This window comes from Ruminococcus sporogenes (assembly GCF_054655175.1).
This window is the reverse complement of record NZ_BAAHOA010000002.1, coordinates 498,306-518,694: the sequence shown is the minus strand read 5'-3', so window position 1 is coordinate 518,694 and position 20,389 is coordinate 498,306. Positions and strand designations below refer to the sequence as shown.

General features: G+C 39.6%; 20 protein-coding genes and 1 pseudogene. 19 read left to right on the top strand and 2 right to left on the bottom strand.

Going from position 1 to position 20,389, the window contains the following annotated elements:
* Positions 1-44 precede the first annotated feature (44 nt).
* Both ACYQ0N_RS09080 and ACYQ0N_RS09075 read right to left on the bottom strand, forming a co-directional pair.
* Positions 45-848 (bottom strand): hypothetical protein, encoded by an 804-nt coding sequence (locus tag ACYQ0N_RS09080; RefSeq protein ID WP_460162478.1) that lies wholly within the window; start codon positions 846-848, stop codon positions 45-47.
* Positions 849-6,800 (bottom strand): RHS repeat-associated core domain-containing protein, encoded by a 5,952-nt coding sequence (locus ACYQ0N_RS09075; RefSeq protein WP_460162477.1) that lies wholly within the window; start codon positions 6,798-6,800, stop codon positions 849-851.
* A gap of 227 nt (positions 6,801-7,027) precedes the next feature.
* Here ACYQ0N_RS09075 and ACYQ0N_RS09070 point away from each other — a divergent pair.
* The 19 genes and pseudogenes from ACYQ0N_RS09070 to ACYQ0N_RS08980 form a co-directional block, all read left to right on the top strand.
* A pseudogene (locus ACYQ0N_RS09070) lies at positions 7,028-7,267 on the top strand (siphovirus Gp157 family protein); the annotation flags it as partial.
* Positions 7,268-7,276: 9 nt separating this feature from the next.
* Positions 7,277-7,930, top strand: coding sequence for an AAA family ATPase (locus ACYQ0N_RS09065; RefSeq protein ID WP_460162476.1), 654 nt, complete (start codon positions 7,277-7,279; stop codon positions 7,928-7,930).
* 11 nt (positions 7,931-7,941) lie between these two features.
* Positions 7,942-8,562, top strand: coding sequence for a hypothetical protein (locus ACYQ0N_RS09060; protein ID WP_460162475.1), 621 nt, complete (start codon positions 7,942-7,944; stop codon positions 8,560-8,562).
* A 44-nt stretch (positions 8,563-8,606) separates the two neighbouring features.
* Positions 8,607-10,799, top strand: coding sequence for a DUF927 domain-containing protein (locus tag ACYQ0N_RS09055; protein ID WP_460162474.1), 2,193 nt, complete (start codon positions 8,607-8,609; stop codon positions 10,797-10,799).
* A 5-nt stretch (positions 10,800-10,804) separates the two neighbouring features.
* On the top strand, positions 10,805-12,313 hold the full coding sequence (locus ACYQ0N_RS09050) for a DEAD/DEAH box helicase (RefSeq protein WP_460162473.1): 1,509 nt from the start codon (positions 10,805-10,807) through the stop codon (positions 12,311-12,313).
* A 2-nt stretch (positions 12,314-12,315) separates the two neighbouring features.
* Positions 12,316-12,681: a VRR-NUC domain-containing protein gene (locus tag ACYQ0N_RS09045; protein ID WP_177533494.1), complete on the top strand. Its 366-nt coding sequence runs from the start codon at positions 12,316-12,318 to the stop codon at positions 12,679-12,681.
* Between the two features lie 55 nt (positions 12,682-12,736).
* A complete protein-coding gene (locus ACYQ0N_RS09040; protein ID WP_177533495.1) occupies positions 12,737-13,054 on the top strand; it encodes a hypothetical protein in 318 nt (105 codons plus the stop codon).
* A 62-nt stretch (positions 13,055-13,116) separates the two neighbouring features.
* Positions 13,117-13,344 carry a hypothetical protein gene (locus ACYQ0N_RS09035; RefSeq protein WP_177533496.1) on the top strand — a complete coding sequence of 76 codons (228 nt, stop codon included), beginning with the start codon at positions 13,117-13,119 and terminating at the stop codon, positions 13,342-13,344.
* Complete coding sequence (locus ACYQ0N_RS09030) at positions 13,319-13,693, top strand: YopX family protein (RefSeq protein WP_177533497.1); 375 nt, start codon at positions 13,319-13,321, stop codon at positions 13,691-13,693. Before ACYQ0N_RS09035 ends, ACYQ0N_RS09030 begins: the two co-directional genes overlap by 26 nt.
* A complete protein-coding gene (locus ACYQ0N_RS09025) occupies positions 13,686-13,958 on the top strand; it encodes a hypothetical protein (RefSeq protein WP_177533498.1) in 273 nt (90 codons plus the stop codon). The genes ACYQ0N_RS09030 and ACYQ0N_RS09025 overlap by 8 nt, the downstream gene beginning before the upstream one ends.
* Entirely contained in the window at positions 13,948-14,214 is a 267-nt protein-coding gene (locus tag ACYQ0N_RS09020) for a hypothetical protein (protein WP_460162472.1), read from the top strand. Before ACYQ0N_RS09025 ends, ACYQ0N_RS09020 begins: the two co-directional genes overlap by 11 nt.
* On the top strand, positions 14,201-14,416 hold the full coding sequence (locus ACYQ0N_RS09015; protein WP_460161747.1) for a hypothetical protein: 216 nt from the start codon (positions 14,201-14,203) through the stop codon (positions 14,414-14,416). The genes ACYQ0N_RS09020 and ACYQ0N_RS09015 overlap by 14 nt, the downstream gene beginning before the upstream one ends.
* Positions 14,413-14,574 (top strand): hypothetical protein, encoded by a 162-nt coding sequence (locus tag ACYQ0N_RS09010; protein ID WP_419069869.1) that lies wholly within the window; start codon positions 14,413-14,415, stop codon positions 14,572-14,574. The genes ACYQ0N_RS09015 and ACYQ0N_RS09010 overlap by 4 nt, the downstream gene beginning before the upstream one ends.
* Positions 14,571-15,035, top strand: coding sequence for a hypothetical protein (locus tag ACYQ0N_RS09005; RefSeq protein ID WP_419069870.1), 465 nt, complete (start codon positions 14,571-14,573; stop codon positions 15,033-15,035). The genes ACYQ0N_RS09010 and ACYQ0N_RS09005 overlap by 4 nt, the downstream gene beginning before the upstream one ends.
* A 269-nt stretch (positions 15,036-15,304) precedes the next feature.
* Positions 15,305-16,402: a hypothetical protein gene (locus tag ACYQ0N_RS09000; RefSeq protein ID WP_460162471.1), complete on the top strand. Its 1,098-nt coding sequence runs from the start codon at positions 15,305-15,307 to the stop codon at positions 16,400-16,402.
* Entirely contained in the window at positions 16,374-16,919 is a 546-nt protein-coding gene (locus ACYQ0N_RS08995) for a hypothetical protein (RefSeq protein ID WP_460162470.1), read from the top strand. Before ACYQ0N_RS09000 ends, ACYQ0N_RS08995 begins: the two co-directional genes overlap by 29 nt.
* Before the next feature lie 169 nt (positions 16,920-17,088).
* Complete coding sequence (locus ACYQ0N_RS08990; RefSeq protein ID WP_460162469.1) at positions 17,089-17,472, top strand: terminase small subunit; 384 nt, start codon at positions 17,089-17,091, stop codon at positions 17,470-17,472.
* Complete coding sequence (locus ACYQ0N_RS08985; protein WP_460162468.1) at positions 17,465-18,883, top strand: DEAD/DEAH box helicase family protein; 1,419 nt, start codon at positions 17,465-17,467, stop codon at positions 18,881-18,883. Before ACYQ0N_RS08990 ends, ACYQ0N_RS08985 begins: the two co-directional genes overlap by 8 nt.
* Positions 18,880-20,376: a phage portal protein gene (locus ACYQ0N_RS08980; RefSeq protein WP_460162467.1), complete on the top strand. Its 1,497-nt coding sequence runs from the start codon at positions 18,880-18,882 to the stop codon at positions 20,374-20,376. Before ACYQ0N_RS08985 ends, ACYQ0N_RS08980 begins: the two co-directional genes overlap by 4 nt.
* The last annotated feature ends 13 nt before the right edge of the window (positions 20,377-20,389 follow it).

The window sequence follows — 20,389 nt, the reverse complement described above, 5'->3', positions numbered from 1 at the left end:
GCGCCCATTACTTTATATTCCTCTTTATAAATTGCTATACTTTTTCAACAATTTAATTTGATATACTTTCTTATTACAGTTTCCTTTATATTATTAAATTGCAATAAAGAACAATGATCAGTATCATAACCACCATCATCTTCTGGGACAAAAATCTGATAATTGCCTACATATATTAAATCATTTGGAATTATTCTTTTAGAGGTAATATTTAGCTCATAAATATATAAATTATATCCTCCAGGCATTTTTTTTCTCCATCTGATACATTTAGTACAACCTTTTCTATCTAATGTATATTCAGAATTATCGGAAATCCAACATCTTACTAAAGGAATAGTATTTTTACAAAATTTTATTTGAGAAATTTGTTGAAACATTATATATTTATTATTTAACCCATATTCTTGTCCACAATCGTTTAGTGGTAATGCAAAAACATCGCCATTTTTCCATGGACATCTGTAATACCTGCGTTTATATATTTTCTTTTCAGGCGGCTGTGGGGAATTAAGCTTAAAGCTTAATTCCTCCAACACCTTTTTTCTTTGATTTCCAAGCTTTTCCGATTCATCGTACCATACTTGTAAGTCAGCGCCTTTTTCTATCCATTTCAACGCTTGTTCTTTTACGTTGGGAAGTAATCTTCCTACTTTCCACTGTTGGTCTGCCAATGCCATCCAAAACAACGGAGCGTCGTCAACATCTTCTAACATATATTCATAATCTGAGATTATTTCATCTGTAGCTTCCTCGTTAGACTTGCCCTCCTGCAATTTTTCTTTATATGTGTTCTTTATGTCTTCCGCTACATCATTGTCATATAGCTTTACTCCCCATGCGCCCATTTAATCGCTCCTCCTTTTTAATCCATTTTTTTTCATTACCTCCGGCAATTTTGAAGCATATGGGACAGCGTCCGCAAAGAAAATTGCTCTTAATGGATTAATGGGACTTATACCGTTTATTTGGTTGTTATATGCATTCCCGCCAAACCTGACCGGATTATATGTATTATAATATTCAATTGCCCACTGCTCCAGTCCTCGCGCTGCTCCGTAAGAAATGTTTTTGGCTATCGGTATCATTTCCAAGTCTTTTCTTGATGAATACTTAGATTTATGTGCATCTTTTCTTGCTGCTAAATTATTGGTTCTTCCAACATACTCTATTTGATCAGTTTCTTCATCATAAAGAAGATAAACATTTTGATTATTTGCTTTTTTCTGAGAAATTGTTTTTGATACTATCTGAGAAATAGAGGATGTGATGGCTTTAGTAATTAATTTAGTATAATTCCTTAATTTAAATGAAGTTGGGTTATATCCCCATCGTGACCATGTTTGTTCAGCTGCACTTGTAGTATAGAAATTAGACGCTAAACCATCTGGAAGGGTATTCTCAGGGGCTTTTGCACCATATGTCAAAATAGGTTTAATTGGCGATATAATTGTAATTGCCGCTATTGAAAATGCATTTACTATTTTGTTTGATGTGGAACTTTGTGTTTTTGACCTTGAGGATTCGATAGCTGATGCCGCCAACCATGTCATAGCCGCTGCCGCTGTTGTAGCTAAAGCTGCTTCGACTACGAAATGACCGCTTGGATCGCAGAAAAAAACAGGATTATTAGCACAATACGTATATAGGTTAAGGCTTAACGGATCAGTAATATTTCCGGCTAAACTATCCCTCTGCGTAAACCTACCAGTACTCGGATCATAATACCTCGCCCTAAGATAAACAGTTGCAGTTTCCTTGTCAAAGTACTCACCACAATATCTGAACGCATTAGTATCAGAATCATCAATATTCTTCTCAACACCGAATGCATCGTACTTATAAGTCTTAGTTACCGCACCAGTCGAATCCGTAAGATTTACAACGTCGCCATGCGCATTCTGCGTATAGTAGGTATACTCAGACTTATTGCCGTTTCTGTAGTTGTACTTGGCAACAAGATTTGTACCTCTGATGTAACAATCTGCCTCGTAAAACTGTCCGTCGATAATGTCTGCAACTATCTGCTTGCTTCCGTCCCAGACATGATTTATCGTCTGACCGTTAACTGTCTTTTCATATCTCAGACCATCGACATTGTAAGCATAGCTTGCAGTTGTTTCGCCGTCGGTAAATCCAATCAGCTGATTCAGACCGTCATAAGTGTTGGTTTCGGTTGTTCCGTCGGTAGTTTTTGTTATCTGATTACCGTTAGCGTCGTAAGCGTAAACCGTCTGCTTTACATTTGAATTCGGATTTAAGTTAATCAGATTTTCATCAGCTTCATTTTCAACAGTCTTTACTTCCTTCTGAAGCAGCGCAGTGTATTTGCCGTTGGAATCAACATAGCTGTACTCGGTTACATAATCCTCGGTACCTTCTGCCGTCATCTTGGAACGGTTGCCATAATCGTCATATTCGTATGAATAGGTATCTGTCAAGTTGTTTCCAACCTTAACAGCTTCCTCCGTCAGTCTTTTCAGACCGTCATACTCATATGATGTCGTTTCTATTATACCACTTTCGCTGCGTACTTTGCAAGCGTCAGATCCGTCTAAATAATAGGAATATTCGTAGCTTGATATGTCAGTATTGCCGGATTTGTTTTCAATCTTTGTAATTCTGTTCGCATTGTTGTAGGTATAAGTGGAAACTACGCCGTTTGCAAGGGTTTCCGACTTCTTGTTGCCGTTTGCGTCATAGGTATATGAAACAGTTTCATTTCCAGATTCCTTGACCTTGACTACACGCATTTCTCCATCATATTCGTATGTCTTTTCAGAATAGTTGAGAAGATTAGGCTTGCCTGTAAGCTCTCTGCTTACATACTGCGAAACGCCCTCATAGAAAAATCCTCTGAATACTGCATAACCATTACCGTCATACTCTGTTTCGGTATATTTCCTGCCCAGATCATCGTAAACGGTATTTGTTGTAAGTCCATTGCTTACGGTTTTCGTAATTCTTCCCATGCTGTCATAGGTATACGATTTGCTGATATTCTTTGAAAAATCGCCTGAATTTACCGTATTTGAAGTAAGCACACGATTGAGAGCGTCATAGGTGTTAGTTGTCACATTTCCGTTAGCGTCCGTGTTTGTGAGTACGTTTCCGTTCAGATCATATGTGATCGTACCGGAATTGTAGCCTGTGCTGTCGGTTGTTCTTACCGCTCTAAGCCAGCTGTCATACTCATAATTTGTTGTGAGATATGATGTATCTGATTCAGACGACATGCCTGTGTACATCTTAACTTGAACGCCTGCGTTGTTGTAGAAATATTTTGAAATATTCTTTTCGCCGTTTGCAGTACCGTCGCTGAGAGTTACTTTTTCAAGCAGTCCCATTGCGTTGTACTGATTCTGCGTTACGCTGTACTTCGGAGTATTCGAATTTTCCTTCTGAACAGTCTGAATTGTTTTGATAACATTTCCGTTTTTGTCATACTGATTTTCTGTTATGGAATTTTTATCAGTATTAAAAGGAGTATATGTCTTTGTCAGCTTGTTAAGCTTGTTATACTCATATTTTGTGGTATTGTTAAGAGCGTCAGTCTGACGGGCAAGCTGTCCGTTGGCGTAATACGCGCTTGTACGCTTGGTTTCGCCGTTGGTCTTTTCCGTTACCGCATTGCCTCTGAAATCTGCAAGAGTTTCCGTTACAACCTGCTTATTGGCTGTGATATATGCGGTCTTGATTGTCTTAAGTCCGCTGCATGATTTCGATGACGAACTATCAAGAGCAGCGTAAACGTCAAAGCTGTGATTCTTTGCAAATTCATAATCCGTTGAAGTAAGAATCTGTTTTTCGGCGGCTGCTTTCCACTTGAAATACGTTGCTTTTTCACGCTGTAAACCGTCGTATTCAACAATATTTATCGTGCCGTCGGGATTAGTTTTCTCTGTAATATTTCCGTATGCGTCATATTTAAATGAAGTTACATTACCCAGTGCGTCGGTCTGTGTTTTAACACTGCCGCTTGGATAGTATGAGGTAAGAGTTCCATGACTCTTATCGGCAGAATAATTAGGGGTGTACTCGGCAGTCTTTCTGCTGAGTTTATCATATTCCGAAATCGTAATTGCAGCCGTATTTCCCGTACCGAAATCGCTTACCTTTGTTACATTGTTAAATTTATCGTATTCATATTCCTTTACAGCGTAAATATTCTTGGAAATATCAACGCTTGTTTTTTCTTTTGATACCTGAAGCTGATTGTTGTATTCATACTCAACCGAGTTTACAACAGTATTTCCATCCTTAATAACTTTCTTTATCGGCAGTCCCTTTGCATTGCCGGAAGTTCCGTAAGTGTACTCGGTCACGTTCCCTTCGGGATCGGTAATTGTGCGTACCAGACCTGCAATCGAAGCCGTTTCGCTTGCAGGATAGTAAGTGTAAACTGTCATTGCATAATCAGCATAGCTTACCTGCGACAGATCATAACCGCTTGCTGCAATTGCAGCCGCATTTGAAACAGGGGAGAGACTCTGATATGATTTCAGCACGTTCACGCCTGAATTATCGTACTCGTTAATTACAACATTGTTGCTCTCGTCAACCTGAACCAGCGGCATGTTTTTATCGTTGTAACGAGCTAAAGTGAATGTGCCGTCGGGATTTGTGGTCTTGATTACATTTCCGTTATCATCACGCTCATACTTGGTAGTATTGCCCATGATGTCGACGCTTTCCTTAATTTCATCATACTTGTTTTCGTCGTCGACCATGTTGTAGGTGATTTTATCAACCTCGTATGTCTGACCGTCGGTTTCCACCTTATTTGTTTTTACAGAAAGCTTTTCATCATAATCATAAGTGAAAGTTTTTACAAGCTTATCGCCATCATACTCTTTCAGACCTGTCTGCTTGAAAGCCTTGTCATAGGTATATTCCTGCTTGAGTCCTGCGGAATTTATGAGATAATTTACTGATCCGTTATCGTTGTAAACAATTGTATCAGTAACCTCGTCATAGCAATTAGTGATCTTGCAGAGTCTGCCGTTTCCGTCGTATTCATACTTTTCCGTACCGCCCGAAACGCTTGCAGCGGATACAAGTTGGAAATCGCTGTTGTAGGCATACATCACAATTCTATTGGCAGCTGTATCTTCAATTTTGGTAATACGTGAATGTTCGCTGTTTCCGTTGTAAGTAATTTTGTAGTTTCTGCCCGTAGAATCGGTCACGATTCTCTGATTGTTATTCATTGCGGAAATTGTAAGCTTATTGCCGTTAGCGTCCTTGACCCAGTCAAGCTCTCCGTCTGAATTGAAGTGATACTTGGACTGAGCCGCGTTTGTAATTGTGTATTCATCGCCGGATTTTGTCATTGTGCTGTGTGCGTTAAGGCACTCGAATCCGCCGTTGCCGTCATCCTTGAACGTTGTATTGGAGCCGTCGGGGAGTACCACCTGATAGTAACCGGGGGCAGGAATTACGATTTTGCTCACATCGATATTGAAATCCCAACCGATACCGAAACTGCCTTCCTCATCGCTCATGGAGTTGTATGTTCTGACAAAATCAGATTTGACTCCGGGAGAGGCAATGCTTAAATCGGTAAAGGATTTTGTGTAGTTGCCTGTTGCAATATGTACGCCGTCGCCGATTTCCCAACCCTTGCGGTAGAGGGTATAGTCTGGCAGGTCATAAGGACGCCACCACGGTCTGAACCAGAAGTTTTCTTCCGTAAATTCCTTTGTTACAAGGATTCCGAATTCGTAGTCAAAATTTAAACTGCGTTCCGTATTGTAACTGCCGTCCTCGTTGTTTATATATGTTTCGGGGTTGTCCCAGAGAATTGTCTGCTTACCGCCTTCATATCCGAAGATTATGGACTGTGTACCTGAAGAGTAGATCGCCTTATCTCCCGAAAGCTCGTTGACTTCCCAGACTGGTCCTGCAAACCAAATCTGTCCTGCCGTCCACTTTCCTTCCATATCCTGAAGCGTGATATATGTCCAGTTTCCGCCTACATATAGATTATCAGCAGAATTTGTCATAAGGATAGTATCATAGCAGTTAGCCTGACCGAAATCAAAATGCTGTCCGATTACAACCTGACCGCCGTTGAGATTCATTAGCTGTCCTGTATTTCCTCCCCAGCCGTCTGGAGACGCCGTTCTGAACACAAGGTTGTTTTCTATTAAAAGCTTACCGCCGTTGATATCGAGAGTTGCTCCGTTACCAGACCAGAACTGCGGCATATCCGTTGTAAAGGACATACAGTCCGCCACGTAAACAGTCTGACCGTTTAAATCAAGATTGGTATCGTGAAGATTAAAGCTGTAGGGGAATTCACCGCCCGCAAGTACCTTCAGATTTCTTTTGAAAGCGTGATCCCAGTCCAAATCTCCTGAAGCCGAATAAGCTGCGGAAAACCATGAAACGTCGGAGTTTTCAATTGTTCCGTTGTTATCCTTGTCCATGTATTCAAAGTAATTGTCAGAACGTCCGCGTTTCTGAGCGTATGTATTTATTTTTGCAAGACCTTGTTCGTAATCTTCCTTATTAACTATTACATCGCCCGTCATTTCATGGTTGTAAATATATACCCATGAATTTACGGTTCTTGCCGTATCCAGTTCGCTTTTAAAATCCGCCAGTTCCGATTCGGACGCGCCCGATTCCTCTAAAAGCTTGTAGTCGGTATCGTTGATTACTCCGTCAAGATTTATGTCAAGACTCTGAACATACTGAGAAAGCGTGTAATATTCATCGTCGGCAAGGTTTTCATAGAAAGCGCAGAAAGCGTCCAGATCAGCCTGACTGATTACGTTATCGCAGTCTGCGTCCATACTGGGATTGAAATTGCTGTCGCCCCTCGTTGCTCCAAGACAGCTTTGGACGTATGCGGAATCAGATGAATTTATAACGTCGTCGCTCCACTGATTATCGTTGTCCGCGTTGTATGTAGTATCGCCGGGAACGAGGGTTACGGTATCCCATGAATCGCCTGAACCTACGGTATATGAGCCTGTTCCGAAATCCTTAAGGTAAAACGGCCCTTTTAAAGAGCTTACAGAATTATCTGTCTGACGCTCTTCATGGAGAAAAATTTAATACGGCCAAAGCTGCGGTATCATTCAGAAAATCAAAATCAGTTGAGGTTTTTGACGTATATAAAGTAGCTGAATTCAATGACGGACTTGTTAAATACGGAGAACCCAAACCGGATAAAGTCGCTATTAAGAAGCTTATTGACAGCGGGCTTTCCGTTCCGGGGTGCGCACTGGCAGAAAAGCTTAATATACAAATAAAATAGGAGGATATAATGGCAAACGTTATATGTATAGCCGGAGAAAGCGGATCCGGCAAGACAACCTCGCTAAGAAATCTTAATCCAGCCGAAACATACATTATTGACGCCGATAAAAAAGGCTTGTCATGGCGAGGCTGGAAGAAGTATTACAGTATAGAAAATAAAAATTACTATGCCGCAGATCTACCGCCTAAAGTACGTGTAATAATGAATGCTGTGAATGAGCGCCGACCGGAAATAAAAGTGCTTGTGATCGACACCATAGGCTCGATTATGGTCGCTGACGAAATGAGAAGAATGAAAGAAAAAGGTTACGACAAATGGCAGGATTTAGCGCAGTGCATTTGGGATATAGTTGATTCCGCTTTGATGTACAGACCTGATCTCACCGTCATATTTATAGCTCATACTCAGACAGAACGTGATGACAGCGGGTTTCTTTTTACTCGCATTAAAACAAGCGGTAAAAAATTAGATAAAATTTGCCTTGAAAGCAAATTTACAACAGTTTTAATTGCAAAATGCGTGGGAGGCAAATACATTTTTGAAACTCATGCTAAAAACAGTACTGCTAAATCGCCTATGGGATTGTTTGAATCAGATGAAATTCCCAACGACATAACAGAAGTTATAAAAGCCTTAAACAATTACGAAAATGAAGAATAACGGAGGATAAAATGATACAAAAATTCAGTGGTTATGATGATTTACAAGTTTATGAAGGCGGCCTCTCGCTTGAGGTCGGCGGATATGAGCTAACTATTAAGGGAGCAAGAGCAGAAGACTATAACGATTTTTCGATATTGAAAATAGCTTTTGATATCATAAATCATGATAAATATGCAAACTTTTTTGAAAACAAGTTTAAACAGTTACGCTTAAAAAATCCTGAAGCCAAATGGCCGAACGCAGGAGTATTCGACGTTTTTATTCCTAAGGATGACGGCTCGGAAAATGACAATATAACAAAACAGTATTTTAAAAGATTTACTACAAGTGTTGAAAAGTCGAATCCGGGATATATATGGAATTGGGATGAAAAATCACTTATTGGTAAAATATTTGGCGGCGTGTTTGGACGTGAAGAATTTAAGGCGGATAACGGCGAATATCACTTTGTCACAAAATGCAGATTTGCAAATTCTATCGACAGGATTAAAAGCGGCGACTTTACTATTCCTAATGATAAACTTACAAAAGAACACAGAAATAATACTCAAAACAATTCCGTCCCTTCTGCGCTTGGCAATCTTTCGGATTATGAAGAAATCTTCGGCGACGACGCTGTACCGTTTTAAAAGGGGGAGTTAATATAACACAGGAACAAATAGACGCCGTTGATTTGAAAAGCGCGGAAGCCGAAGGAATAACCGGGGTAATAGAACATATAGCTCTTTTCAGCGAAAGCAGCGAAGAAAGACTGAGGTCCTTAACAGCGCTTAGAAAAAAAGCGGCAGAATGTAACAGACTTAAAGAATTCGACGGCTTATTATTTGATTATAAGGTAGATAATTACGAATATCTTACACAGAATCAGATAGATTTGTCATACGATTACTGTCTTGAGGATTATTCAACTACGGCGCCTTATGAGGAAATAAGCAAATATACAGACCCTTTTGAAAAGACGGTGCAGCTTGAATGTGCGGCGGTGAAAGCTAAAAAAGCCGGATTTACTAATTTTAAGAAAGCGTTTAACAATTATGAAAAATCATTGCGTCTTATAAAGGCTAAATCCGCTGAAAACATAAACATAACTCACCCTACCGATTTTCCCGAGCAGCCTTTAGAGCTTGAGGCGGGGCAATGGAACTGCGACGCCTACGGAGTTTCCCGAACCAGACTGGACGCTCAGGAGATTGCCTGTCTGCATCCGATTATACCGGTAGAACGGCTTGTAAACATTGATACAAACGAAGAAAAGCTTAAAATAGCGTACTTCAAAGGAAAACAGTGGAAAAAAATAATAGTGGGAAAAAACGACCTTTTCGACGCGTCGAAGGTTATCAAGCTTGCGGCGGTGGGAATATCGGTTACAACTAAAAGCGCAAAGCTGCTGTCCGAGTATTTGTGCGATATAGAAGCCTTGAATTATGATTCCCTGCCTGAGCACAAAAGCGTTTCAAGACTGGGCTACATAGGGGACGGGCAGGACTTCTCCCCTTATGTGGAAGGATTGATTTTTGACGGCGACGCGAATTACAGTACAATTTACAAGGCGATATCACAGAAGGGGAGCTTTGAAAAATGGTTAAATACCGCGGTTAAATGCCGGAGCGACAGTATAACGGCGCAGATAATGCTTGCAGCTTCATTTGCAAGCGTGCTTATCAGTAAGATCGGGGGATTGTGCTTTTTTGTTCATCTCTGGGGAGTGGAATCGGGAACGGGCAAGACGGTCGCTCTTATGCTGGCGGCGTCAGTATGGGGGAATCCGGCCATAGGACAGTATGTGCAGACATTTAACGCTACTCAGGTAGGTCATGAAAAAACCGCGGCTTTTCTTAATAATATCCCTATGTGTATTGACGAGCTTCAGCTTTCAAAGGACAGCCACGGAAGAAGTAAATTTGATGTGTATCAGCTTTCGCAGGGAGTAGGAAGGACCAGAGGAACAAAGACCGGAGGTATCGACAAGCCGCCTACATGGCTGCTCTGTATACTTACGACCGGAGAATCGCCTCTGACAGCCGATAATTCCGGCGCGGGAGCCATTAACCGAGTAATCGACATAGAGTGCAAAGCAAAGGACGCGGTCGTAAAGGACGGAATAGGAGTTACGCAGGTTATAAAGCTAAATTACGGTCATGCCGGTAAAATATTTATTGAAAGCCTGACGGACGAACGTATAAAAAAGGCGAAGGCGGAATATGAAAAGCTTTTTAAGGAATTATCCTCAGGAAGTACGACAGAGAAGCAGGCTATGGCGGCGGCGGCAATTCTGCTTGCCGACAGGCTTGCGGATGAAATCATATTCAAGACGGGGAATCGTCTAACGGTAAGCCAGATATCAGATTTTCTGAAATCCAAAACCTCTGTATCGGCAGGAGAACGCGGTTACAGCTATATGTGCGACTGGGTAGCAATGAATTCTAACAGATTTAAAGCCGACAACGAAAATTCAGACGTATACGGCGTTATTCAGGACGATTGGGCATACATAAACGGAGCGGTATTCCGAAAGGCTGCAAAGGACGCGGGATTTGACGACAGAGCGCTGCTTTCATGGCTCAAAACCAACGGTCTTATTCTGACGAGAGGGCGAAGATTTACCCGCGGAAAGCGAATTAACGGCGTTAATGTGGAGTGCGTGGTAATGAGACTGCCTATGGGCGAAGAGGAAATAAATGAAGAAAAAGGGTATAAATTCATACCTCCCTACAAGCTGAATGAAATGATGAAGCTTTCGGGAAAAATAGTAAAGATTTTGACAGATTATAATATCCCCGTTACTCTTTGCTATGACGATATGAAGATCGTATTGAAAATGGCAAACTGCGCTCTTGAACAGGGAATACAGCAAAAGGAGCGATAAAAACATTGAATATTAAATTAAGAGATTATCAGCAGGAATGTATTGATATTCTGTCAGATAAAGGTCCCGGACGCTATCTTGTACAGATGGCTACCGGATTAGGAAAAACGGTTACGTTTGCAAACATAAGACGTTCGGGGAGAATGCTTATTCTTTCCCACAGAGAAGAGCTTGTAAGACAGCCGCTTAAATACTTTGATTGCTCAAAGGGAATAGAAATGGCGTCGGAAAGGTCGTTGGGCGAAGAAATAGTATCGGCAAGCATACAGAGTATAGCCCGAAGGCTTGACAGATTTTCTCCCTGTGATTTCAGTACCGTTATAGTCGACGAGGCTCATCATTCAGCCGCCGAAACCTACAGAAAGGTACTTGATTATTTTAAGCCGAAGCAAGTGATCGGATTCACGGCAACCCCTAACAGAGCGGACGGCGCAAGACTTGACGATTTATATGAGGAAATAGTATTTAAGCGGGATTTGAAATGGGGTATAAAAAACGGTTATCTTTGTGATATTGACTGTAAACGTGTAGATATAGGCTATGATCTTTCTCAAGTACATACAAGCCGAGGCGACTATGCCCCCGGAGAGCTTTCCGAAGCAATGAGCGGTACCGAGGACGCAATTGCAGAAACATACCGCAAGCTTGGAAAAGGAGCCGTTTTGATATTCGCCGCCAGCGTAAGCCACGCCGAAGCTATTTCGGAAAGAATACCGGGCTCGGCCGTTATTACAGGTAAAACGAAAAACCGCGGGGAGATTATCAAAAGGTTTACCGAACGAAAAATACCATGTTTAATAAACTGTATGGTATTTACGGAGGGGACCGATATACCGTTGGTAGAAACGGTTATAATTGCAAGACCTACCCAATCGGAAAGTTTGTATGCTCAGATGGTCGGCAGAGGACTGAGGCTTCACCCCGAAAAGGATAAACTGACGCTTATAGACTGCGTAGGAATAACCGGCAGGCGTTCGCTGTGTACGGCGCCGTCGCTGCTTGGAATAGATATAAGCGGAGTTCCGAAATCACAGCAGGATAAACTTGAAGGCGATCTGTTTGAACTGCCTGAAAAAATAGAAAGGGCTTCCGACGTTCCTTCAAGCTGGATCAGGAATATTGAAACGGTAAATCTTTGGGCGCAACGACAGCAATACGAGCTTCATAATATCAATTTTTTTCAGATGCCCGACGGAAGACTTGTGTGTAACCTCCCTGAGGGAAATAAGTCGATACCTTGTCCGGACGAGCTTGGAAACGTAAATATCAACGGTATTGAAATGGATATGCAGTCGGCAATAGATATGATTTTTACCGACTTAAAGGAAAATCATCCGGCGAGCGAATATATCTGGAATCTTGAAAGAGCAAAACGCTGGGGACGCAAGCCAGCCTCAGAGAAACAGAAAAGTCTGATAAAGCGTAAATGCAAGAGGTACGACGGCGATATAGATTTTGACTGTCTCACTAAATTACAGGCTTCACAGATATTAAACAGAGTTATGGGAGGTTAGCAATGAATGAATCACAGCATCAGCGGATGTTAATTAAATGGACCCAGCAAGCGCACATAAGGAGAAAATATCCCGTTTTAAAGCTTCTGTATCATATTCCCAATGAAAGACAGTGCTCTCCGGTACAAGGCAGACTTCTTAAGCTTCTGGGCGTTAAATCGGGAGTTCCCGATCTTCATCTTCCGGCGTCAAGAGGCGGGTATCACGGACTGTATATCGAAATGAAAGCGGATAAAGGGAAAGTATCAGAAAATCAAAGCTGGTGGATAGAAGAGCTTGAAGCCCAAGGATATAAATGCGCAGTCTGCCGCGGATATGAGGAGGCAATTAAGGTTTTGGAGGATTACTTATGCGGACGGGTGAAATAGAAGCGTCCGCCGCTAAAAACAAACCTATTCCTAAATACATGACAATTCCTGAAATGTGTCTGTATACGTCGCTAAGAGCATTATACTACAGTTTCAGGAAAGGGCAGATAGAACGGGAAGACGCAAAATCGAAAAGAGCATTCTGATTTCAAAATGCGGCGAGTTCGAAAAGGAGTATTTAAACTGGTGTTCAGTTTATAAGGCGTATCAGGATAATATACGTAAAGCCGGATCGTTACTTAACGAAATTGAAAAGTCTGATAATTTATACGACATCGCCGTAAACGCATGCGAAACTATATCCATAATGACCGGAGACGAAAGTTTTGCTGAAAGACAGAAAAGAAAAATCCAAGAACGGAGATTGAAATAACGAACGACAGTTATTCGGCTGTTAATGAAAGTCAGGGAGGATAAAAAATTAGGAGGTAATCTATGTATAAGGCAAAAAATATTGATACTGATAAAGCGTTAGAAGCGATTGAAGCTTATCGTCGTCGAAAGGAGTATGATTACGATCGTGATTCATATGGGCGCCAAAAATATTACGAAGGTTTTCAAGCGGGTTTGGATTTTGCTGAAAGCTTGTTTAAATGCGCTAATTATGAAAAGGAAAAGGTTAGAACGGAGGCAACCGATGAGGGAGATATTATTCAGAGGTAAGCGAGTGTATAACGGCGAGTGGATTTATGACAGCGAAACATACATACGTGACGGAGACGGCATTTGGCTGTCGGACGATGACTTGAATGTAGTTCAGGTGCAGGAAGATACAGTTGGACAGTATACGGGCATGAAGGATAAAAACGGCGAGAAGATTTTTGAGGGGGATATAGTAAGTCATTTTTCAAATTACAGCGGTCATAGAGTCTACGCAGTTGTGACATATACAGACGGTCAATTTTTGGCTATGACTAATGACAATGCAGGTCTTTATTTGTCTGATAAGTTAGAAGTAATCGGTAACATATTTGACAACCCTGAACTGTTGAAAGGAGAAGAAAATGAGTAAAAGTAAAGAAGAAGAAATTTTAGAGTATGTTATCAAGTTAATCGACAAGCGGATACCGAAAAAGCCGAATGTTTCAGCTTATAACGAGGATGGTAGTTTGCTTATATATGAGTGCCCCAGCTGCGCTTCATCCTATGACATAGATTATGATGGACAATTTGATTATTGTCCGAAATGCGGTCAGGCAATAGCGTTGGTTGAAAGCGCGGATATCACGAATTTAAGCATTGAGGAAATTTCAGGAGGAAAGAGTAATGAATTTTAACGTCGAAAAGGAAAGATGCGTATTTGCAAAAACTGGTTTTGGCGACAGCGAATATAAATGCGATCTACTTAGTGAGGAATGTAATGGTTTAAAACAAACAAAAATTTGTAAGTTTTATAAAACTAAAGAAGAGTTTGACGCCGCTAATGACAGAGCGATTGAACTATGCCGCGATAAGCATTTATGCGGCGATTGTAAATACCGCAAAAAGGCTTGTTTAAAAAGTACAGAGGGTAAAAGCAGTGCCGTATTGTAAACCGAAATGCAATCCGCCTTACGATTGCTTAAACGGCAGATGCCCTTATGAGGACGATTGTCATTTTAACGGATCAGCGACAAAGGAAGAGACAAAAGCTTTGCATGCGGCGAAGCTGCCGCAGGGCAGACCGGGACAGTCCAGTAACTTTGACAGAATAGACGATATAAAATATAACTTTAGGTCAAGGAGACTGATATGATTAAAAAATACCGTGTATTTAATAAGCTGACCAGCCGTTACCTCGGAACGCTCGATAACGGGTACTTGGAGTTCGATTCTGCAAGAGCCGCCAGAAGGTACATAATCAGAGCGGGTAAAAGGCTTGATATTTTCAGGATCGAGGAGGTAAGGGCGTGAATCTTGATGAAACTAAAGAGTATTTATTGCAGATACGAGACATCGATAAAAAAATAGCATCATTAAAGCGGTCTATAGAACAATGTGAAGAGAGGGCTACAAGTATAACGACTGCATACAACGAATTGCCGCCTCAGCATAATGGAGCTATTTCCCAAAAGGTAGCAAGCAATGCTGAGCGGGCTGTGGATTATGAAACTGATGTTAAAACATTGAAGGAAAAGGCGGAGCAACTGAAAATCAAAATAAGCCGCGAAATTTATAGTATGCCGAATAACACATATTCCGCGCTATTACGTGATTACTATATCAACGGGTTGCCTTGGGAGGATGTTGCTGAAAATATTGGTAAGGATTCTGATTATACAAGAAAAGTATTGCATCCAAATGCACTTAAAGAATTTGAAATTATATTTTTAAATAAACCCGAAAACACCCGGAAATACCCTTTTATTCCGTAATAAAAAATGTTATTATTATGATGGCAAAAACCAAAATAAAAGCCAACGGAAAAAACAGTAGGCTTTCCGGGCGTGAAAGCGTCCGGTTCGCTTTTCCGTGTTTGACATTAATTCCTTTTAATAGCCGTTCACATAGAACGGATTTACCTTTTATTGTTAATTTGCACAAATTATATCTTAATTTATTTATATCAAATTATTTTTTATATATTGTAAAAGGTGATAATTTGTGGTAAAATTTAGAAAAAGGTAAATTAGAGGAGTTAAATGTGAAAAAAACAAAAATTGGATTATCTTTTTATATGCTTAAAGTAGCAGTGCCGGATGAAAGAAAGAAAAAATTAAATTATTTTAAAATGAATAATATTAATTCTTTAGATATATCAAATATAATATATGATTTTTTACATAATAAATCAGTTGATTTTGAAAATGATATATCAAATCATAAATTATATAGAACTAAAAATATAGAAATAATAAAACACTATATTAAAGATAAATATCTGTTTTCTTCAATTAATTCTATTGTTGAATCAGGTGATTATGGCATGGAACATACTATAGTTGATTCAAAAACAAACACAGTTGTATATAATCAAAAAAGGTATCAAGCAGCTATACTTCCTTTTGGATTTTCTGTTTATTATAGTGAAGGAATAGAAACCGCATTGCTTGTTACTCAAACATTCGGAGGGAAAAGTTTATCTAATAGGATAAAAGATATCTTAACAGAAGCTATAAAAAAAGTTGATTCTAATTATTGTGTTGATATAAAAAGTGTAGCGCCTAAAGAGTATTTTATTCGTTTAATGAATAATGAACAAATAAAAAATATGTATATTGAAACATATAAACAGCCAAAATCAACAGATATTTCTGATTTAATGAATAATAATACTTTTATAGATTATTCTGTAAGGGAAATAAAATATAAAGCCCCGATATTAAAAAATAAGAACATATTCAATAAAATTTTTTTAGATCGGTCATTAAAAGAAACAAAAGAAATAAAAGGATTAACCAGTGATGAAGAAGAAATAACAAATTTAAGATTAGAATTTAATATTAACGGCAGACCAAAAGTGGTTAACTATAATACGTTTATTAATCTTAAGACTACTGAAGATGTAACGAAATACATTGATATTAATAAAGAAACAGGTCATCCGAATAGAGGATCGTTATTTAAAGGAATGCGTAATTATTCTTTGCAATATCTTCAAATTTTAGGAATTATTATTAATCTAGAAGGTGACGAAGAAATTCAAGATATATGGATTAAATCATATTATATTAAGAATAAAAATGGCAAAGAAGAGGTGATTGAAAGAATAAATGATAAGTATTTTTCATACAGTTGCTAGTATTATTAAATCTCCTTTGACTTATTTTATAATAGCGATTATAATCTTGTTTTTTGGTAGTGGGAGAAAATATATAAATATTAGTGGTATATTTTCTAATTATCTAAATAAGTTTATCAAAGACCAGATTTTTTTAGCTGTTAATATATTTATATCCCCTTTAATGTTTGCTATTTCAATAAACTTAAGCCATCAAATTGATAAAGACATGATCGAATTAATTCTTGTTATAATATCAATTTTAATGTCTTTATTTTTCACTTTTCTATCTCATTTTGATGATAAGAAAGATAAGGAATCTAGTATAAATTGTAACTATAATAATATGATGCAAAAAAAGCATTATTTTGAAGAAACTAAGGCTGTTGCTTCATATGAAATATTGATAAGTGTTTTTATTATGATGTGTTGTTTTATTAATTCATTTATAGAGATTGGGGTATTAATCTATTATTTGCTTTTTCACTTACTTATAAATCTATTAGTTCTATTGAAACGCTATAACAGCAGCATATAAAAAAGATATTTTTCGCATTATTTTATAACGAAAGTCAAAAAAGTTAAAAAGAAAATTATCAATGTAATTAAAACCATTTCGGTGAAGCTGCCGATATGGTTTTTATATTTCAAGCCTTAATCTATTGATTAGGGCTTTTCTTATGCCCAACGAAAGGAAGGTGGGGTAAATGCCAAAATTAACAGAAAAACAAAAAAGGTTTGGTGAGGAGTACCTCATTGACCTGAACGCAACGCAGGCGGCTGCCAGAGCGGGGTATAAGAATCCTGAAATAGGCCGTCAACTTATTACGAAAAATAACGTTTTGAATTATATAAACGAACTAAGAAAAGAACAGTCTCAGCGGACCGGAATCAATGCCGACACAGTTTTAAAAGAACTGGAAAAGATTGCTCTTGCGAATACCGATATTTCAGGCAAAGAAAAAATCAAGGCTCTTGAGCTTTTAGGAAAGCATTTGGGGATGTTCAGCGAGCGTAAGGAAGATTCCGTAGGCGAAAGCATGGCGGAAGCGTGGATTGGCGCAATTCTCGGAGATGAAAAAAATGGATAGTAGGCTTTTAAAGATTTTCAGGGAAAAAATCCCGCAATATCGAAAAGATCCCGAATTGTTTGCATACGAGGTCTGCAAATTCGAATGCGACAAGTGGCAGAAAGATGTGTTTGCGGATATAGCTGAAAGTCCGAGGGTAACGGTGCGCTCAGGTCAGGGCGTTGGTAAAACCGGTTGCGAGGCTGTTCTGTGCTTGTGGTTTCTTTCCTGCTTTCCGTATTCGAGAGTAGTTGCAACCGCTCCAACGAAACAGCAGCTTAACGATGTCCTTTGGGCGGAGGTGTCTAAGTGGCAGTCCAACAGCCCGCTTTTGAAGGCTGTTTTAAAATGGACGAAAACTAAGGTATCAATGGTCGGTTATGAAGAAAGATGGTTTGCAACTGCAAGAACGGCGACAAAGCCTGAAAATATGCAGGGGTTTCATGAAGACAATATGCTGTTTATAGTTGATGAGGCGTCAGGCGTTGCCGATTTAATAATGGAAGCGATTTTAGGAACGCTTTCCGGCTCCAACAATAAGCTTCTTATGTGTGGGAATCCTACGAGGACATCCGGTACGTTTTACGACTCTCATACTTGTGATAGAGCTCTTTATAAATGTCACAGAGTAAGTTCTCGGGACAGCTTGCGGACGAATAAAGATAACATAAAATCTCTTGAGAATAAATACGGTAAGGATTCAAATTTTGTTCGAGTACGTGTGGACGGAGAATTTCCAAAGCAAGAAGACGATGTGTTTATTCCAATGGAGCTTATATTAGCTTCTGTTATGACGGAATGGGAAAATCCGGAGGTAGTCGATCTTATCCATATCGGCGTTGATGTAGCAAGATTCGGAGATGATAAAACGGTTATAGGAACTAAGGTAAATGAAAAAGCTGAAATTTATTGCAAACGTCACGGGCAAGATACCATGAAAACCGCTGACGATATCGTAGAATGCTATGAAGGACTGCTGAAAAAATATCCTAAATACAGCCGCCCGATTGCCGTTAAGATTGACGACGGCGGAGTAGGCGGCGGGGTAGTAGACAGATTAAGGCAGCTTAAGCGAAACTATCCTCAAAGATTTGAACGGCTTGAAATATTTCCGATTAAATTCGGAGAGAGAATAAGGCATGCGTATTATTATGATTCTACTACATATATGATGGGCGTGGTCAGAAGCCTTCTTTCTCCCCACGATGAGAACGGAAAGCCTAAGCCGGTGGAATTGATTTTACCGGACGACGACGATCTAATCGCACAGCTTTCAGGAAGAAAATATTCGATGACTGATGATTCCAGGCAGAGAGTGGAGAGCAAGGACGCTATCAAAAAAAGAGGAGGCCATTCACCGGATGAAGCGGATTGTATTTTATTATGCTGCCTTCCTGTTAGATTTAAGAAAGAAAGGAGACGCAAGACTTGAGCAAGAAAAATAGTAAGGTATCTGCTAAAATCATTAAAGCGGCTCGGGGAAATATATATAAATCCGACCGTCCTTGTAATCTTGGCAACGAGGAAAAATCATACACCGATTGGCTTGCGCCTTCCATACCTCTTATAGGCTTGGAAAGTATGGTTGAACATTCTTCGATTTTACCGCAGTGTATAAGCGCATATAAGTCCAATATAGCGGGATTCGGTATTTCTGTCAGATATAAAGAAGATAAAACCGATACTAAAAAACTTGAGGGAGAGCTGAAAAAGCTTTCCGACGTTGTGGAGCTGCTGAATCTTGATTGCGATACAAAGGAGATTTTTGAAAACATCATCGTCGCGCGTGAAACTTACGGTATAGCATATCTTGAAGTTTTGAGAAACGCGGCGGGAGAGGTCAATCAGATAGAATTCATAGAGGACGTTGCAAGTGTTGAAAAAACAAAGCCTTTAGGCGATTACGTAGAAACTGAATATAAATTTCAAGGAAAAACGATAAGCCGAAGAAAACAATTTCGCAAATATAAGCAATCTAAAAACGGTAAGCTTGTATATTTCAAGGAGTTCGGCGATAAGCGCATAATGGATAAGAATACCGGAGAATATGTAAAAAATATTCCTGTGGAAAAGCAGGCAAATGAAATACTTGAATTCAAGCTTGGTTCGAAACCTTACGGTCAAGTTCGTTGGATGGGGCTGAGCTTCGGCATAGACGGAAGCCGCAAGGCGGAGAATCTTAACAATAATTATTTTGAAAACGGTAGGCATACGCCTATGGCGGTAATTATCAAGGGCGGTACTCTTACTGACGAAAGTTTCGACAAGCTTCAGACATATATGAATGACATAAAAGGGGAATCAGGGCAGCATAGTTTTCTGTTGCTTGAATCTGAAAGCAATGAAAACAGTTCGGCCATAAGCGACGCAAAGCAGCCGGAGATCGAACTGAAAAGTCTTGCGGATATTCTCCAGCACGATGAATTATTTCAAGACTATCTCGATAATAATCGTAGAAAAGTGCAATCGTCATTTCGGCTCCCTGATCTGTATGTAGGATACACAACGAACTTTAATCGTGCAACTGCACAGACAGCCATGGAAGTTACTGAAAAACAGGTGTTTCAAACGGAACGGCAGTCGCTGGCGTGGATAATAAATAATAAACTGCTTAACGACTACGGCTTTGAAAACGTTGAAGTATATTTTAAGGAGCCGGATATAACCAATCCCGACGATTTGTATAAAATTCTTAATGTTTGCAGTAATGCAGGCGGTCTACCGCCAAATAAGGCTAAGGAAATAGCGTTTAAATCGTTAGGCGAAGTAAGCGATGATTATGAAGGCGAATGGGGAAATATTCCGCTTGCTTATCAGAAACATATTTCAGGCTTAAACGCTCAGATTGCAAAAGCCGAGAATAATAAAGAAGATGAGATAATCGCAATTATGAAATCGGTGCGATCTCTGCTCCTAAAATTATAGTAAAGGAGGCTGA

Excerpts from the sequence above, each read along its gene's own strand:
- ACYQ0N_RS09020 (WP_460162472.1), top strand. The coding sequence starts at position 13,948 with ATGAATTTTAACGTCGAAAAGGAAAGATGCGTATTTGCAAAAACTGGT.
- ACYQ0N_RS09025 (WP_177533498.1), top strand. The coding sequence starts at position 13,686 with ATGAGTAAAAGTAAAGAAGAAGAAATTTTAGAGTATGTTATCAAGTTA.
- ACYQ0N_RS08990 (WP_460162469.1), top strand. The coding sequence starts at position 17,089 with ATGCCAAAATTAACAGAAAAACAAAAAAGGTTTGGTGAGGAGTACCTC.
- ACYQ0N_RS09035 (WP_177533496.1), top strand. The coding sequence starts at position 13,117 with ATGTATAAGGCAAAAAATATTGATACTGATAAAGCGTTAGAAGCGATT.
- ACYQ0N_RS08995 (WP_460162470.1), top strand. The coding sequence starts at position 16,374 with ATGATAAGTATTTTTCATACAGTTGCTAGTATTATTAAATCTCCTTTG.
- ACYQ0N_RS09010 (WP_419069869.1), top strand. The coding sequence starts at position 14,413 with ATGATTAAAAAATACCGTGTATTTAATAAGCTGACCAGCCGTTACCTC.
- ACYQ0N_RS09030 (WP_177533497.1), top strand. The coding sequence starts at position 13,319 with ATGAGGGAGATATTATTCAGAGGTAAGCGAGTGTATAACGGCGAGTGG.
- ACYQ0N_RS09080 (WP_460162478.1), bottom strand. The coding sequence starts at position 848 with ATGGGCGCATGGGGAGTAAAGCTATATGACAATGATGTAGCGGAAGAC.
- ACYQ0N_RS09075 (WP_460162477.1), bottom strand. The coding sequence starts at position 6,800 with ATGGACGCAGACTGCGATAACGTAATCAGTCAGGCTGATCTGGACGCT.
- ACYQ0N_RS09045 (WP_177533494.1), top strand. The coding sequence starts at position 12,316 with ATGAATGAATCACAGCATCAGCGGATGTTAATTAAATGGACCCAGCAA.
- ACYQ0N_RS08985 (WP_460162468.1), top strand. The coding sequence starts at position 17,465 with ATGGATAGTAGGCTTTTAAAGATTTTCAGGGAAAAAATCCCGCAATAT.
- ACYQ0N_RS09060 (WP_460162475.1), top strand. The coding sequence starts at position 7,942 with ATGATACAAAAATTCAGTGGTTATGATGATTTACAAGTTTATGAAGGC.
- ACYQ0N_RS09065 (WP_460162476.1), top strand. The coding sequence starts at position 7,277 with ATGGCAAACGTTATATGTATAGCCGGAGAAAGCGGATCCGGCAAGACA.